This window comes from Cylindrospermopsis curvispora GIHE-G1 (assembly GCF_014489415.1).
Taxonomy (GTDB): domain Bacteria; phylum Cyanobacteriota; class Cyanobacteriia; order Cyanobacteriales; family Nostocaceae; genus Raphidiopsis; species Raphidiopsis curvispora_A.
Genome location: NZ_CP060822.1, coordinates 254,765 through 270,709, shown reverse-complemented (window position 1 = coordinate 270,709; position 15,945 = coordinate 254,765). Strand labels below are relative to the sequence as shown.

Sequence of the window (15,945 nt, the reverse complement as noted above, 5' to 3'; positions counted from 1 at the left end):
GGAAGTCCATAAAATAGCGATCGCAATTAATTTCAAGTTAGGAATCTACCCACGCGCCCATTTTTTTCTCCATGGGGGGAGTTGACTATTGTCTCTTGGACATGATACTCTGACAATGGAAATCCGTGCACTTTTTCGCTGATGCTCACACTCCATTATACTCAACCTTCATAATACCACGTTTTTACCCCTTCGACCACAAAAAAACTTATCTCAACCCCCTACAAACATAATTTTTTCTTATTATTTATCTTTTATACATGAATTTAGGGGTTAATACAATTGTGTAACCGTTTTTTAGCGTTATTAACAATGAGTTTACAACCCCATATAGTTTGGTCACGTTTGGTAAATTTCTTGTTGAGTTTTCTCCACCTAATAATAATGGAACTCTATATCCCGCTGGTGTTTCAACACTACTAATATTTGATATTACCCCCCTTCGCGAAAGAGCGATCGCTCTTCCTTCTATCTCCTAGCAGGATTTTTCCTACCTTTGGTAATTACACCGAAAATCCTATAAAATAGCGATCGCAATTAATTTCAAGTGAGGAATCTACCCACGCGCCCATTTTTTTCTCCATGAGGGGGTTGACTGTTGTCTCTTGGACATGATAGTCTGATAATGGAAATCTGTGCACTTTTTCGCGAATGCTCACACTCCATTATAATCAACCCTCATAATACCACATTTTTACCCCTTCGACCACAAAAAAACTTATCTCAACCCCCTACAAACATAATTTTTTCTTATTATTTATCTTTTATACATGAATTTAGGGGTTAATACAATTGTGTAACCGTTTTTTAGCGTTATTAACAATGAGTTTACAACCCCATATAGTTTGGTCACGTTTGGTAAATTTCTTGTTGAGTTTTCTCCACCTAATAATAATGGAACTCTATATCCCGCTGGTGTTTCAACACTACTAATATTTGATATTACCCCCCTTCGCGAAAGAGCGATCGCTCTTCCTTCTATCTCCTAGCAGGATTTTTCCTACCTTTGGTAATTACACCGAAAATCCTATAAAATAGCGATCGCAATTAATTTCAAGTGAGGAATCTACCCACGCGCCCATTTTTTTCTCCATGAGGGGGTTGACTGTTGTCTCTTGGACATGATAGTCTGATAATGGAAATCTGTGCACTTTTTCGCGAATGCTTACACTCCATTATAATCAACCCTCATAATACCACATTTTTACCCCTTCGACCACAAAAAAACTTATCTCAACCCCCTACAAACATAATTTTTTCTTATTATTTATCTTTTATACATGAATTTAGGGGTTAATACAATTGTGTAACCGTTTTTTAGCGTTATTAACAATGAGTTTACAACCCCATATAGTTTGGTCACGTTTGGTAAATTTCTTGTTGAGTTTTCTCCACCTAATAATAATGGAACTCTATATCCCGCTGGTGTTTCAACACTACTAATATTTGATATTACCCCCCTTCGCGAAAGAGCGATCGCTCTTCCTTCTATCTCCTAGCAGGATTTTTCCTACCTTTGGTAATTACACCGAAAATCCTATAAAATAGCGATCGCAATTAATTTCAAGTGAGGAATCTACCCACGCGCCCATTTTTTTCTCCATGAGGGGGTTGACTATTGTCTCTTGGACATGATAGTTTGACAATGGGAATCTGTGCACTTTTTCGCGAATGCTCACACTCCATTATAATCAACCCTCATAATACCACATTTTTACCCCTTCGACCACAAAAAAACTTATCTCAACCCCCTACAAACATAATTTTTTCTTATTATTTATCTTTTATACATGAATTTAGGGGTTAATACAATTGTGTAACCGTTTTTTAGCGTTATTAACAATGAGTTTACAACCCCATATAGTTTGGTCACGTTTGGTAAATTGCTTGTTGAGTTTTCTCCACCTAATAATAATGGAACTCTATATCCCGCTGGTGTTTCAACACTACTAATATTTGATATTACCCCCCTTCGCGAAAGAGCGATCGCTCTTCCTTCTATCTCCTAGCAGGATTTTTCCTACCTTTGGTAATTACACCGAAAATCCTATAAAATAGCGATCGCAATTAATTTCAAGTGAGGAATCTACCCACGCGCCCATTTTTTTCTCCATGAGGGGGTTGACTATTGTCTCTTGGACATGATAGTTTGACAATGGGAATCTGTGCACTTTTTTGCGAATGCTCACACTCCATTATAATCAACCTTCATAGTACCACATTTTTACCCCTTCGACCACAAAAAAACTTATCTCAACCCCCTATAAACATAATTTTTTCTTATTGTTTATATTTTATACATGAGTTTAAGTGTTAATACAATTGTGCAACCGTTTTTTAGCGTTATTAACTACAAGTTTATAACCCCACATAATTTGGTCATGTTTGGTAAATTGCCTGTTGTGTTTTCTCCACCCAACACTACTAATATTTGATATCCCCCCTTCACGAAAAAGCGATCGCTATTCCTTGTAGGGAGGCACAATTATTTGTAGAATGGGTTACCCATAATGACTCACTACAAAACCAGTCGGTTTTCAACCGACTTAGGCTTTGAGACAATTCATTCCCTGTCTCCCTGAGTCCGGAAAGAAGATTTGATGCAATTATTTATAACTATCCAACACTTTTTCGATGATGAAAACAGTAGATTTATTTGCAGGATGTGGGGGATTATCGCTGGGTTTTCAAAATGTAGGTTTTCAAATATTGGCAGCATTTGACCAGTGGAGAGCTGCTGTAAAGGTTTACCGGGACAATTTCAAGCACCCAGTTTACGAAACGGATTTGGGAACTCAAGTAGGACTTGAATTTATCAAAGATCTTAAACCACAAATGATTATTGGTGGTCCACCTTGCCAAGACTTTTCAAGTGCAGGAAAAAGAGATGAAACATTGGGCCGTGCAAACTTGACCATTTCATACGCCAAGATTGTGGTAGATACCAAACCTGAATGGTTTGTCATGGAAAATGTTGAGCGAATAGTTAAAAGTCCTATTCTTAAAGAAGCTATATTACTTTTTAAGCAAGCTGGTTATGGAATTTCTTATCAAGTATTGGATGCAAGTTTCTGTGGAGTTCCACAGTCAAGAAAGCGTTTCTTTTTGGTAGGAAATAACCAGTCACCTGACAATTTTTTAACCCCATATTTGAATAAAAATCAATCCGGTCAACCCATGACATTGTTCGAATATTTTGGCAACTCATTAGGTGTTGAATACTACTACCGACATCCTAGAAGTTATGCAAGAAGAGGAGTTTTTAGCATCTATGAACCAAGTCCAACAATTCGTGGTGTAAATAGACCAATTCCCAAAGGTTATAAGAAGCATAATGGTGACCCAATTGAAATATCAGATCAGGTAAGACCATTAACAACTAAAGAAAGAAGTTTAATTCAAACTTTTCCCAAAGATTTTATTTTCAATGGTAGTAAGACAGATCTAGAGCAAATGATAGGTAACGCGGTTCCAGTAAAACTTGCCGAATATGTTGCAAACTGTATTAATGAATATATTAAAGATAAAAACCAAAACAAAATTACTACTGTCAGACAATTAGAGTTAATATTTGACTAGCTAAGGTCTTAATGTTGATACTCCATTTATATCCTCCTCAATCTAACCCAACTAAAAGTAAACACAAACAAAAGAAACTGCACAATTACTATGGTCGGACCAGAAGCTTGGTTAAACAGACCAGAAACTATCATGCCAACAATACTACTCATACAACCTATTAACACTGATAAGATTAAAAATTTACTGAAATGCTCACTCATTAATTTGGCTGTCGCTGAGGGAATTACTAAAAATGCGTTCACTAGTAATATACCTACTGCTTTAATTGCTACCGCAACTGCCAAAGATAATAAAATCACAAAAATATAGCGATAAATTTCAACCGGTATACCTTGAACCTTAGCCACATCCGGATTTAACGTCAACAAAATTTGCGATCGCATAGTTGATAATATAAAAATACTACTTATTAATAAGATGATCAGGGTTAAAATTAAATCCGTATGGTCAATGGCCAGAATATCCCCAAAGAGAACCGCCATTAGGTTACCACGATATCCCTGAATCATGGTGGTGAGGATCACACCGATGGCTAAGGATCCTGATAAGACTATACTAAGCACACTATCACTAGCTAAATCAGTTTGGTCGATTATGTAGAGGACAATGACACCAAAAATTAGGGTAAATGGCAATAACATCCAATGGGGATTAGTATTTAATAACACTCCCAAAGCAACTCCCACCAGTGCTGCATGACCCACCGCATGACTAAAAAAGGATAGTTGGCGTAGAGTGGCAAAACTGCCCAATAACCCCCCCAATGTTCCCATTAATACTGCGCCTATCATGGCACGTTGCATAAATGGAAATTGCAAAAGATTAAACAAGTCGTGAATATTAGTAATAAGACTAGTCATTATTTAATGATGATGTTGATAACGACTGAAACCTGGGCCATAGGTTGCTAACAGATTTTGTGGTGAAAGAGCAATTTCCGGTTTACCAGAACAGACCAAGGTTTGATTTAAGCAAAGCACGCGGTCACAATGGCGATTCACCATGTCAATATCGTGGGAAACCTGTAATACAGTCCACTGCTCTTCTAATTTTAACTGATTGAGCAAAGCATAAAAATCTGCTGCTCCCTGAATATCCACCCCAGCGAAAGCTTCGTCTAAAATTAGCAGTTTTCGGGGAGTTACTAAACAATAGGCCAACAAAACCCTTTTTAATTCACCACCACTGAGTGTGCCAATGGTCTTATTTCTTAAATGGTAGGAATTTGTACGCTGTAATGCTACCTTAATAGCTGTGGATTCTTGTCGTCGGATTTGCCGAAATTTACATAACCATGAATTAACAGAAGAGCTATTTCTCCCACCGACTGATTCATATTGACCAATACCTAGTCCTACTAACTCACTTGTGGAAATAGGAAAACTACGATCAAAGATAAAGTTTTGTGGTACATAGCCCAGTAATTGACGTAAATTCCCTAACCTGGAAAGGGGAAGACCAAAAATCTCAATTCTCCCACCAGTGTGGGGAATCAAATCTAAAATCCCCTTTACCAGGGTGCTTTTACCAGCACCATTAGGTCCAACTATAGCTGTATCCGTCCCCGGAAACAATTCAAAGGAAACATCTCTAATGGCCAAATATTTCCCCTGGTAGATGTTCAACCCCTCTACCTTTAATATTGGTAATGTAATTTTTGACTGATTTGACGGATTTTGAGTCATTATTATTTTTGACATCCTGTTGCTAAACTTTTTAAGTTGTCTCTCATGGCTTGAAAATAATACTGGGGATTTCTCTCTCCTGTTTCTAACGAATTGAGGGAATATAAAGTTAGATTCAAATCTTGAGCAAGACTGGTAAGTAGTTTATTATCTATTCCTGGTTCGCTAAATAAAACTTTAACTTTGTACTTTCTCACCGTATTAATTACCGCTTGTATATCTCCTGGTGCGAGTTTATCCTCTGGTAACTCTACCACTGCAACCTGTTTCAGATTATAACGTTTAGCTATATAAGGGAAAGCATCATGAAAAGTGATGAAGGTGCAGTTGGGAGTTTTACTAAGAGTTTGCTCAAATTCATTGTTGAGATTGTCTAATTCCTGAATATAAGTCGCTGCATTAGTTTTATAGATCTGTTTATTTCGCGCATCAGCAGCAATTAAACCATCTCTAATATTAATCACTTGTTGTTTAGCTAATACCGGATCCAACCACACATGGGGATTTCCCTGGGCGTGATCATGTTTATGGTCGTGTTCCTCCCCTTTTATTTCCTCTACTGGTGAACCCTCGTCTATAATCTTAATCCCTTTACTAGCATCAATTTCTACTAATTGAGGGTTTTTAGCGTTTTTCACTGTACCCTCTAAAAACTCTTCCAACCCTAGACCATTTTTTACCAAAATGTTCGCACTGGCGATCGCCTTGACATTATCTGGAGTAGATTGATATTCATGAATATCAGTACCAGGCTTTACTAACACGTCTACCTTGGCCACATCCCCTACTACAGCTTTGGTGAATAGGTAGACCGGTAAAAATGTTGCCACTATTTTAGTTTGAGTAGCTGGACTAGATTCGGTTGATGTTGATTTTTCTGTTGGTAAATTAACCTGCGATCGCTCACAACCATATATTAAAGAAATAAATAAGACAGAAGATGACCAACCCAGAATCTTTCTGGCAATCTTAGTGATTTTGGTAGTTTTGCCAAACTTTTTCATGTTCTCTCCTCGAACCATACTAAAAAACATCACCAGAAAAATATTATAATAATTATCATTATCAGGCAATAGCTAATGGGCTAAAAGCTGAAAAAATTCTACCCAGACATTAGAGATAGCTTGTGGAGTAGACAAACCTCTCAAGAATCATCTTGAGACTACGATGAAACAGGAAGTAGGTAGTCCATATCTGTAAAGGTTTAGGTAGCTTTGGGTAGATCCTATAGAGCGGAGTGGAGGTGAAGCAATATTTTCATGGGAGCTAAGGAAAATATGGATACTACCAGGATCAACTGGGAAATAAATCAGGGTTTGTTAACTTGAGGTTAAAAAAATGTTTGCTTGGTGTTAAGGTGAGAAGGAAAGGATTTTTCTTGAGTGTTTGCATTTACCCAGTAGTTGGGAAAGATGCTGATGCTAATGATAAAGAGGTGTGAGGAAGCCATGCAAAAATTTCTGTTGTATTTGCTAACAAGTTCTGTACTTGGATATGCCATTTCTATGAGTGGCAGTGCTTTAGCCGAGGATGTGTCAAAAACAGAATCATCTGTACAGGTATCTGAGCCAAACTACATATCCCAGATGACATCCGTGTCCCAGCTATCAGACGTGCAACCGGGGGATTGGGCATTTCAAGCAATACAGTCATTAATTGAGCGTTATGGTTGTGTGGGTGGTTATCCCGATGGCAAGTTTCGTGGTAATCGAACACTGACCAGATTTGAATTTGCCGCCGCACTAAGTGCTTGTTTAGACCGTGTTAATGAGCTAATTAGTAGTGCTACTGCTGATCAGGTAACTAAACAGGACATTGCCAATATAGAGAGACTGCAAAAACAGTTTGGTCCGGAACTGGAAACTTTCAAGCGTCGTGTAGATACATTAGAGGCTAAAACCACCCGATTGGAAGCAACCCAATTTTCCACAACCACAAAATTGCAAGGTCAGGTAGTAGCTGTTGTTAGTGACATTTCTGCTAGGAAGGTTGACGGAAATCCGGGAGCGGGTAGGAGTGCCACCTTGGGAGCGCGGACAAGATTGGAGCTGGTTACCAGTTTTACAGGTAAAGATACCCTATTTACCAGACTTCAAAGTAATAACATTAGAACCCCTGATGTGGGAACTACAGAAGCAGGTTTCTACTTTGGGGGTGGTGGAGCTAGTACAGCTCTTTCCGTGGGTGCATTGTCATACAAATTCCCCATAGGTGATAAAACCCAGGTCATAGCTGTTGCTAACGATGGTGCAGCGGAGGACCTAACTACCACTATTACCAGCTTTAATGGTGATGGTGCTTTTGGTGCTTTATCTACCTTTGGTACGCGTAACCCTATTTACTCCCAATTGGGTGCTAGCGGTTTGGGAATAAACCACGAGTTCAATAAAAATTTAACATTGAGCCTAGGGTACTTGGGTGGAGATATGAGTACTGGAAGCAGTAGCGCTGCTAGTCCCGCTTCTGGTAAGGGTTTGTTTGAGGGACCCTACGGAGCTTTAGCTCAGTTAACTGTTAAACCAAGTGACCGTGTTACTCTGGGACTGACCTACATCAACTCCTACAATTTGCCACTTGCTGCGGGTAGCAATAATGCTACAACCAATTTCTTGGGCAATTTCTCCAGCAATTCCTACGGAGTACAAGCATCCCTGGGTGTTACCCCCAAACTGCGTTTAGAAGGTTGGGCGGGATATACCAAGAGCCAGTTGTTAACGGGTATAAAAGGAGATGTGGATATTTGGAACTATGCTGTTAACCTGGCCTTTCCAGATTTGTGGAAAAAAGGCAACTTGGGTGGTTTAATAGTCGGTATGCAGCCAAAAGTGACCAATGCAAGCACCACTTTGTCCGGACTTAAAGACAAAGATACTTCCTATCATTTGGAAGGTTTTTATCAGTTTAAAGTCAATGACAATATCACCGTCACTCCCGGTCTGATTTGGCTAACTGCACCAAATCACAACAAGCAAAATGACAGTGTTATTATTGGCGCGTTGAGAACTACCTTTAGTTTCTAACCAATCATAGGGGGATCCAGGGAATTGAATTCCCTGGATTAAAGCTCTAGTCAGGTGTGTTTAGTCCAACTGTGCCAAATAGGTAGCCAACGCTTCATTGACCAGCTGAGTCATGGGTTTATTTACTCTCTCTGAGGTTTGCTTGAGCTGTAAGTAAATGTCATCTTGCAAACTTACCCGATGTCGGTATTTACTAGTGCTAACTACCTCTTCTGGCTTGTAACTAGCTGAAAATTCCCGAATGGCATCCAAACCAACCCTATCACAAAAATCACCAAAACTCTCTTTCGCTTGACGGGACTTCTTGAAAAAGACAAAGATGGGTTCTAAAAAGCTCTCAATACTATTGTGGTGCAATTTCTCAATTATTGGTTGTGCTAATCTGGTTTGATCCGGGGAACCACCTAACCATACCTGATAGGATTCTGGCGCGCTCCCTACAAACCCTAATTCGGCCATGTAGGGACGAGCGCACCCATTGGGACAACCGGTCATCCTGACTACAAAGTGTTCTTTTTGCAGACCTACCTTATCCAGTAAGGTGCGAATCCGCTCTAATATTCCAGGTATTGCTCTTTCTGATTCGGTAATAGCTAAACCGCAGGTGGGTAAGGCTGGACAAGCCATGGCATAGCGGGTTAGGGTAGAAATGGTCTGGGGATTGGTAATTACCCCGGATCTTTCTAAAATGGCTTGAATGGTTTGCCGATCTTTGGGGACAATATCATAGAAAATTAGGTTCTGGTTGGGGGTAAGACGCATGGGTAGGTCAAACTGTTCAACTATGGTCCGTAAGGCAGTTTTTAGTTGAAATTTCCCCTCATCTTTCACTCGACCATTGTCTATGGAAATCCCTAGAAACAGTTTACCATCCCCTTGCTCATTCCATCCCAGAAAATCTTGATATTTGAATGGTGGTAGCTCTTGGAAAGGTTTAACCTTGTTGCCAAAATACTCTTCTACTTTAGCCCGGAATTTATCTACTCCCCAGTCTTGTATTAGATATTTTAACCTGGCATGTCTTCTGTCCGTGCGATCGCCATAATCTCTTTGGGTGGCAACAATTGCTTTCACAAGCTCATAGACATCTTTTTTATCTACATAGCAAATAGCATCTGCTAACCGAGCAAAAGTTTCTTCCTTGTTATGGGTTCTTCCTAAACCACCACCAGCAAAGACGTTAAAACCCTCCAGTTCTCCTTGCTCATTAGTAATGACTACCAGGGTTAAATCTTGAGAATACAAATCCACCGAATTATCACCGGGTACGGTCACGCAAATCTTGAATTTACGTGGCATATAATGGGTGCCATAAATGGGCTCTACGGAGTCATGAAAAATAGTCCCAGTGCCATTTTTTTGCCTTGCTGCTTTTACTTCTGGGTGTTCTTGGGCTGTGATGGCTTTTTCCCCATCTAACCAAATTTCATAATAAGCTCCCGTTTGAGGAGACAGTAAATCAGCAACATTTTGGGCATATTCCCAAGCATATTGATATTCTGGACGGTTTTTCCAAGGTGCGGGGGGTGCCATCACATTGCGGTTAATATCCCCGCAAGCTCCCAAGGTGGACCCAAGATTTTCGATGATAGTCCCAATTACGGTTTTCAAGTTCTTTTTTAACACACCATGAATTTGAAAGCCTTGACGGGTAGTGGCTCTTAGTGTATGATTACCATATTCATCAGCTAATTTATCCAAGGCTAGGTATAGCTGGGGCGGAACCAAACCACCAGGGTTTCTTGTGCGCAGCATCATCTGGTAGTCTTTCTCCTGTCCTTTGACTCGGTTATCCCTATTATCCTGTTGGTAGGAACCGTGAAACTTGAGAATTTGTATTGCGTCCTCGGTGAAATGGGTAGTATCCTCAAGGATTTCCGTGGCTAGGGGCTCCCTAAGAAAGTTACTTTTTTCTTTTATCCCCTCTACTTTAGAAGGCTTGCGATCGCTAATCGAGGAAGGTGCAGAGTTAATCATTACAGTGACACAATTGTGAGTAGTGTTGGTAGTAAGGTAATTAGGTATGAGTTATATTGAGTTATGAGTATTCAGAATTGCTCCTGATTGTTAATACCTCAAGTACATATATTTAGTCAATAAATGTAACTGAATATTTATTTGTTTTCATGCAAGTTTTGACATTTAGCCTTCATTATTTTCCCTCATGGAGACCCCCGCTCTCTTCGGTTGACTGTGGAGGGCAAAATTTATCAGTTAAATTATTGTACATTTCTCTGGTGAACATGGCAAGTACTTTCGGGAGAAAAAGCCATGTTACCTCATGGAGAGCGAAAGACCACCAGAACCTGTGGTTTTAAGTACACCCTAGGTCAAAGAGTAAACCTGACCATCAATTAATAGTCGGGTAATACCCTTAGCTTGCAAATGGTTACTAGTCTTATGCAGCACCCTACTGTCAGGTATTCTAATCACCCGATCGCGTTTGGTAGAGAAGCGTTTAGCCACTCGATGATTATCAAATACTGGCAGGGTTTTTTGTTGGGTTTCCACAATGGGTATAGCGCCTAAATCCCCAAAGTCTTTTAGGGGTCTGGTAATTAGTTCTGCACAGCGGTCAATTACCAAATAGCACGTTTTTGGTAGTGATGCAACTGAAAGTGGCAAGATTTGAACAGAGCCATCTCCTGCTCTAGATCTGGTTACAAAAGGTGTAGGTCTTTCAAACTCCTCTTCTTCAAAATCCTCCTCGTCTTCATATAAATCATCATCTAAATCATCCAAATCCTCAGACTCGTCGAGCAAATCATCACCAAACATATTAGCAATGATACTAGCTTGGGAATCGGTTTCTTCCAGGATTGTAGCTTGGTCTTTGACTGGTTCCAGGTCTGGAGAGACTGCAAAGGGAGGCTTGTCCGTTGCAGAGGAGCGTGTCTTCACTCTTCTAATGATGGGAGCAGGAATGGGTGTCGTTTGAATATCTACAACATCCCTGATTTCCTTTATTACAGGTTTGGACACTTCCATCTCAGGTGTATCAACTCTGGTTACCTCAACCTTGGGAGGTTCTAAGTCCTCCAGCGGAGTTTGGGTAGCTGCAATCTCATCCCCCTGGGATTGACCCAGCAGGGGTAGTTGTTCATAGCTTACTAGGGCCCTACCTTCCGGAGTTCTAGCAGCGCGCTTGAGGGAAACTAGATACTCATAGTCTTCTTCCGGTAAAATACCTTTAAGCAGACGGCTAATGGTGGAGTTACTCACTCCATAGCGTTCTGCCAAAGTTGAGGTAGTTTCGGCGGTTTCTCTATAGAGTTTGAGAATTTCAGTCTTGTCTGAATCTGTTAGTTTTCTCACGGTAGACACCAAAATTTGTTAACTTTATTTGTCTGTAAGGCACTAATCGAACTTTTATGCACCATTTACATCCCTATCAGCAATTATCAGGAAATTTAAACTTCTTATTCTCACTTAGTCTGTTACCAAATTAACTAGAATTAGTAGGAGCTTTGGAAGCACGGGATTCGTCACATTTAACCACTAACTTATAATAACTAGCTCGCCATCTGTCCAGTATATCGAGATTGAGTAACCATTGACAAGCTATCGTCAGATTTTGATTCATGGATCAGAAACTTATACAAACCTAGAGGCACAGTTTAATTTTTGGGTAAAAGGTTGACATTCCGAAAATTCCTGTCTATTGTAGAATTGTATGGCATTTGGGACTCCACCAAACACGAAAGCCTAAAAAATCTTCCACGATCAATACAGGAACTGTGTTGAGTCTGGGGATAGTGAGGGATGTTTTGAGAATTTACAAGTGCTGAAATTGGGCGCGTAGCTCAGTGGATAGAGCAATTGCCTTCTAAGCAATTGGTCGCAGGTTCGAACCCTGCCGCGCTCGCTTTTTGTCTCATTCTGTACCCGCTTTGGTGGGCACATTAACATGGTATAGCATCCTCCAAATAGCCCTCACACCCCTCAATTGCATCCAAAAGCCGCGATCGCACTGGGATAATCCGCTAATTGGGTCCGAAACTGAGCAATTTCTTCGGGAGTTACTGTATTGGTATCCTTAATCATGCTAGAATAACGAGGTTAGGAATTTAGGTAACTATCAAATGCTGAAGAATGACAAGTGGATAATTGAAGAAGCAAAGAAAGGAATGATTGAACCATTTGAACCTAGTTTACTTCGCACTATCAGGTTAGAATCTGGCGCAGAAGTACCTGCATTGAGTTATGGCTTATCTTCCTATGGTTATGATATACGTTTATCACCTAAAGAATTTTTAGTATTTAAACATATTCCTGGAACAGTTGTTAATCCTAAAAAATTTAATCCCAAAAATTTAGAATCTGTGGATTTACAACATGATGAAGATGGAGATTTTTTTATTATTCCTGCACATTCTTATGGACTAGGAGTAGCATTAGAAAAATTACAAATACCTCCTAATGTAACTGCAATTTGTTTGGGAAAAAGCACTTATGCTCGTGTGGGTTTGATAGCAAATATTACACCTGCGGAGGCTTCGTGGAATGGCGCACTTACCCTGGAATTTAGTAATTCATCAAGTGCTGATTGTAGAATTTATGCCAATGAAGGAGTTGTGCAATTATTGTTTTTAGAAGGAGAACCATGTCAAACTACCTATGCAGATAGAGTAGGTAAATATCAAAATCAGCCTGAAAGAGTAACTTTAGCTAAAGTATAGTTGAATTATATTGAACTAAATTATGAGGAAAAATCATCATGGTACAAGTAGCACCAAAACTAATCACTGTCAATGAGTTTATTACTCAATATGGTGACAATAATCATTATGAATTAATTGATGGGGAATTAATCGAGATGGAACCCACTGGACCACATGAACAAATATCAGCTTTTACCAGTCGTAAACTCAATGTAGAAATTGATCATCAAGATTTACCATATTTTACACCTTCTCGCTGCTTGGTGAAACTTTTGGGAACTAATACGGCTTTTCGTCCTGATGTGATTGTACTGGATCAAACTCAATTAATTAATGAGCCTTTATGGCAACAAGAACCTGTAATTACATCAGGAAAATTAATTAAGTTAATTGCAGAAGTTGTGAGTACAAACTGGCAAAATGATTATGCTCGTAAGGTGGAAGATTATGCTTTATTAGGTGTACCTGAATATTGGATTATAGATTATTTGGGTTTAGGTGGTAGGGAATATATTGGTAAAGTTAAGCAGCCAACTATTACTATTTGTAAGTTAATTGAAGATGAGTATCAAAAGCAGTTGTTTCAACATGATGATCTTCTTGTTTCTGCTATTTTCCCCAGTTTACAATTAACTGCAAAACAACTTTTAACTGCTGGTGGTAGTGTAAATATGGTAGGTAGATTGTAGGTTGGGTAGAACGCAACCCAACATTTCCGCATCTACTATCTCCTCACCTCTCCTGCACCCAGGTATAATTCTCCCACTTTGGGATCTTGGAGCAATTTCTGACCTGATCCGGAGATCTCATCTTTTCCAGAGACTAATACATATCCTGTATGGGCTAATTCTAGTGCTTTCCGGGCATTTTGCTCTACTAAAACTATAGCTGTTCCCCCCTGATTAATTTGTTTAATCTGCTGAAAGACCTGGGTCACTAAAATAGGAGATAAAGCTGCTGACGGTTCATCTAATAATAGTAGTCTCGGTTCTAACATTAAAGCTTTACCCATAGCTAACATTTGCCTTTCTCCACCAGATAGAGTTCCAGCACGTTGCAAACGGCGATCGCCTAATCTGGGAAACATGGTGAAGATTTTATCTTTCAAGGGTTTTAGGGGGATATTTCTGACAAAAGCGCCCATTTCCAAATTTTCTTCTATGGTTAATGAGGGGAAAACGTTGGCTATTTGGGGTACATAACACATACCCTTCTTAACGATTTGATCACATTTTAACCCGTTGATTTTTTCTCCCCCAAAGGTGATGGTACCCGTGTGAGGTGTCAAGAGTCCAAAAATGGTTTTAGCCAAGGTAGATTTCCCTGCACCATTAGGACCAATGACAGTGACCAACTCTCCATAACCAACCCGAAAATTAATCCCTTGCAAAATATCCACATCCTTAATGTACCCCGCGTGGACGTTTTCTACTTCTAGTAGGTAATTATTTCTGGAGTTGTTTTTAGGACTATTTTCCGGGTTGTTTATCATCATTATCACCTATTATTGTGGTATTTTTTGTAATTCAGGTCGTTCCTGGGGAACTATTGCTCCTTCTACTGGGCAAACTTGTAAACATATACCACAATCAATACAAGTGGTAAAGTCTATCCAGTACCAATCTGTACCTTTCATATTCTTACCTAGACCTTCATGAATGCACGCTACTGGACAAGCAGTAACACAGTCTGCAACTCCTTCGCAAGTTTCTGTAACTATTGTATGTGGCATAGATTCTCCTCTCTTAATTATTTTTCCATCAACTAACGGTTTCAATTCTGCCTGTGCCATCGGATTTAATCCAGGCAATTTGGGCTATGGAGCGTTCTTTGGCATATTCACGAACCCCTTGAGGATCTTTGCCTCCTAATTCCATTTCCACCCTAATTAAATCGGCTGAATCTCGTAACTTTTGTGCATAAGCAAAAGTGGCAACTTGAGCATTGTCCCCTTCTGGTACTACTAACCAATTACTGGAAGGAATAGTTTGGGGTAATTGTTGGGTACTGGATAAAACTTGATATAAATCATCAATACTCAATTCAAACCCAATACCAGGAATATTTTCTCCTCGAGGATTATATAAACCCAACAGTTGGTCATAGCGACCTCCCCGTCCTAAAACCTGGGCCTGACCATTCAGGTCACCCACCACTTCAAACACAATTCCCGTGTAATAATCAATGGTTTGAATGAGACTCAGATCAAGAATGAGAGAAAATTTCCCTTCCGCTTCTAATAATTCCACCAGGGATTTCAGATGGTTGACCGCTGCTTGCTGACTGGAATCTAAAGGGAAATTACTGACTTTTTGCAACACCTCCCCACTTTTTCCCCGTAAATCCATCATGATTTTCGCCTGTTTATGTAGATCCTCACCCAGGGGTAAAGTATCTATGGCTACCCTATCTAAATTGGCGATCGCCATTCTCACCTGGCTTCTCATTTCTGGGGGGAAAGCATTGAGTAGGGACTTAGTAATTCCTGCTTCACCCAAAATTAAATGCCATTGGTTTAACCCTAGAGCTGTCAAACAGTTAGAGGCTAAAAGTAACACTTCTGCATTAGCCAATAAACCTTCAGCACCTAACAGTTCTACACCTGCTTGATAATATTCCTGCTGACGATTGTGTCGTTTTTCCCAATTACGACGAAACACATTGGCATTGTAATATAATCGCTGGGGATAATTAGCCATGGCCATACGGGTAACCACGGTCCGAGCAATAGAAGCAGTCAATTCGGGACGTAAACCCAATTCTTCATCTTGACCGGTTTGTAACTGTATAACTTTATGGCGATCAATAGCCTCTCCGGCCATGAGAGTATCCATACGCTCCAAAGTTGAGGTGATAATCCTGTGATATCCCCAACGATGAAAAACCTGTTGTAACCTATCTTCAATCCAGCGTTTTTGAGCCACATCTAAGGGTAATAAATCTCTAGCTCCCGCTGCTGGTTGATACACCATGATTTTTTCTTCCCACCAAACAAAT

At 39.8% G+C, this 15,945-nt stretch carries 12 protein-coding genes and 1 tRNA gene; 5 read left to right on the top strand and 8 right to left on the bottom strand.

The annotated features are described in order from the left end of the window. The first annotated feature begins 2,634 nt into the window (after positions 1 to 2,634). A complete protein-coding gene (locus IAR63_RS01315) occupies positions 2,635 to 3,579 on the top strand; it encodes a DNA cytosine methyltransferase (RefSeq protein ID WP_328701217.1) in 945 nt (314 codons plus the stop codon). 26 nt (positions 3,580 to 3,605) lie between these two features. Here the strand turns inward: IAR63_RS01315 and IAR63_RS01310 are convergent, their stop codons facing one another. Genes IAR63_RS01310 through IAR63_RS01300 form a run of 3 tightly spaced genes read right to left on the bottom strand, consistent with a single transcriptional unit; the run spans position 3,606 to position 6,271 of the window. Then, entirely contained in the window at positions 3,606 to 4,442 is an 837-nt protein-coding gene (locus IAR63_RS01310) for a metal ABC transporter permease (RefSeq protein ID WP_187706309.1), read from the bottom strand. Between the two features lie 3 nt (positions 4,443 to 4,445). Then, on the bottom strand, positions 4,446 to 5,267 hold the full coding sequence (locus IAR63_RS01305) for a metal ABC transporter ATP-binding protein (protein WP_177169504.1): 822 nt from the start codon (positions 5,265 to 5,267) through the stop codon (positions 4,446 to 4,448). A gap of 2 nt (positions 5,268 to 5,269) precedes the next feature. Next, positions 5,270 to 6,271, bottom strand: coding sequence for a metal ABC transporter solute-binding protein, Zn/Mn family (locus IAR63_RS01300; protein WP_187706308.1), 1,002 nt, complete (start codon positions 6,269 to 6,271; stop codon positions 5,270 to 5,272). A 444-nt stretch (positions 6,272 to 6,715) separates the two neighbouring features. On the opposite strand from IAR63_RS01300, the gene IAR63_RS01295 reads away from it, so the two are divergent. Next, complete coding sequence (locus IAR63_RS01295) at positions 6,716 to 8,287, top strand: iron uptake porin (RefSeq protein WP_187706307.1); 1,572 nt, start codon at positions 6,716 to 6,718, stop codon at positions 8,285 to 8,287. Positions 8,288 to 8,347: 60 nt separating this feature from the next. On the opposite strand, the gene sir is transcribed toward IAR63_RS01295, so the two are convergent. Both sir and IAR63_RS01285 read right to left on the bottom strand, forming a co-directional pair. Then, positions 8,348 to 10,264 (bottom strand): sulfite reductase, ferredoxin dependent, encoded by a 1,917-nt coding sequence (gene sir / locus IAR63_RS01290; RefSeq protein WP_187706306.1) that lies wholly within the window; start codon positions 10,262 to 10,264, stop codon positions 8,348 to 8,350. 348 nt (positions 10,265 to 10,612) lie between these two features. Further along, positions 10,613 to 11,602: a helix-turn-helix domain-containing protein gene (locus IAR63_RS01285; RefSeq protein ID WP_187707300.1), complete on the bottom strand. Its 990-nt coding sequence runs from the start codon at positions 11,600 to 11,602 to the stop codon at positions 10,613 to 10,615. A gap of 477 nt (positions 11,603 to 12,079) precedes the next feature. Between IAR63_RS01285 and IAR63_RS01280 the strand changes: the two genes are divergently transcribed. The 3 genes from IAR63_RS01280 to IAR63_RS01270 all read left to right on the top strand — a co-directional run bounded on the left by IAR63_RS01280 (position 12,080) and on the right by IAR63_RS01270 (position 13,637). Next, a tRNA-Arg gene (locus tag IAR63_RS01280) sits at positions 12,080 to 12,152 on the top strand. Between the two features lie 217 nt (positions 12,153 to 12,369). Further along, positions 12,370 to 12,966 carry a dCTP deaminase gene (gene dcd / locus IAR63_RS01275; protein ID WP_096547502.1) on the top strand — a complete coding sequence of 199 codons (597 nt, stop codon included), beginning with the start codon at positions 12,370 to 12,372 and terminating at the stop codon, positions 12,964 to 12,966. A 38-nt stretch (positions 12,967 to 13,004) separates the two neighbouring features. Then, positions 13,005 to 13,637, top strand: coding sequence for a Uma2 family endonuclease (locus tag IAR63_RS01270; protein ID WP_187706305.1), 633 nt, complete (start codon positions 13,005 to 13,007; stop codon positions 13,635 to 13,637). Positions 13,638 to 13,672: 35 nt separating this feature from the next. Here IAR63_RS01270 and IAR63_RS01265 read toward each other — a convergent pair whose 3' ends face one another. The 3 genes from IAR63_RS01265 to IAR63_RS01255 are packed head-to-tail and all read right to left on the bottom strand — an operon-like array spanning position 13,673 to position 15,920. Beyond that, positions 13,673 to 14,440: an ABC transporter ATP-binding protein gene (locus tag IAR63_RS01265; RefSeq protein ID WP_187707299.1), complete on the bottom strand. Its 768-nt coding sequence runs from the start codon at positions 14,438 to 14,440 to the stop codon at positions 13,673 to 13,675. 12 nt (positions 14,441 to 14,452) lie between these two features. Beyond that, on the bottom strand, positions 14,453 to 14,680 hold the full coding sequence (locus IAR63_RS01260; protein ID WP_115538646.1) for an indolepyruvate ferredoxin oxidoreductase subunit alpha: 228 nt from the start codon (positions 14,678 to 14,680) through the stop codon (positions 14,453 to 14,455). Between the two features lie 28 nt (positions 14,681 to 14,708). Then, positions 14,709 to 15,920, bottom strand: coding sequence for an ATP phosphoribosyltransferase regulatory subunit (locus IAR63_RS01255; protein WP_187706304.1), 1,212 nt, complete (start codon positions 15,918 to 15,920; stop codon positions 14,709 to 14,711). Between the last annotated feature and the right edge of the window lie 25 nt (positions 15,921 to 15,945).

Bases quoted from the DNA above. Each gene is read 5' to 3' on its own strand.
- IAR63_RS01315 (WP_328701217.1), top strand. From the start codon at position 2,635: ATGATGAAAACAGTAGATTTATTTGCAGGATGTGGGGGATTATCGCTG.
- IAR63_RS01310 (WP_187706309.1), bottom strand. From the start codon at position 4,442: ATGACTAGTCTTATTACTAATATTCACGACTTGTTTAATCTTTTGCAA.
- IAR63_RS01305 (WP_177169504.1), bottom strand. From the start codon at position 5,267: ATGACTCAAAATCCGTCAAATCAGTCAAAAATTACATTACCAATATTA.
- IAR63_RS01300 (WP_187706308.1), bottom strand. From the start codon at position 6,271: ATGAAAAAGTTTGGCAAAACTACCAAAATCACTAAGATTGCCAGAAAG.
- IAR63_RS01295 (WP_187706307.1), top strand. From the start codon at position 6,716: ATGCAAAAATTTCTGTTGTATTTGCTAACAAGTTCTGTACTTGGATAT.
- sir (WP_187706306.1), bottom strand. From the start codon at position 10,264: ATGATTAACTCTGCACCTTCCTCGATTAGCGATCGCAAGCCTTCTAAA.
- dcd (WP_096547502.1), top strand. From the start codon at position 12,370: ATGCTGAAGAATGACAAGTGGATAATTGAAGAAGCAAAGAAAGGAATG.
- IAR63_RS01270 (WP_187706305.1), top strand. From the start codon at position 13,005: ATGGTACAAGTAGCACCAAAACTAATCACTGTCAATGAGTTTATTACT.
- IAR63_RS01265 (WP_187707299.1), bottom strand. From the start codon at position 14,440: ATGATAAACAACCCGGAAAATAGTCCTAAAAACAACTCCAGAAATAAT.
- IAR63_RS01260 (WP_115538646.1), bottom strand. From the start codon at position 14,680: ATGCCACATACAATAGTTACAGAAACTTGCGAAGGAGTTGCAGACTGT.
- IAR63_RS01255 (WP_187706304.1), bottom strand. From the start codon at position 15,920: ATGGTGTATCAACCAGCAGCGGGAGCTAGAGATTTATTACCCTTAGAT.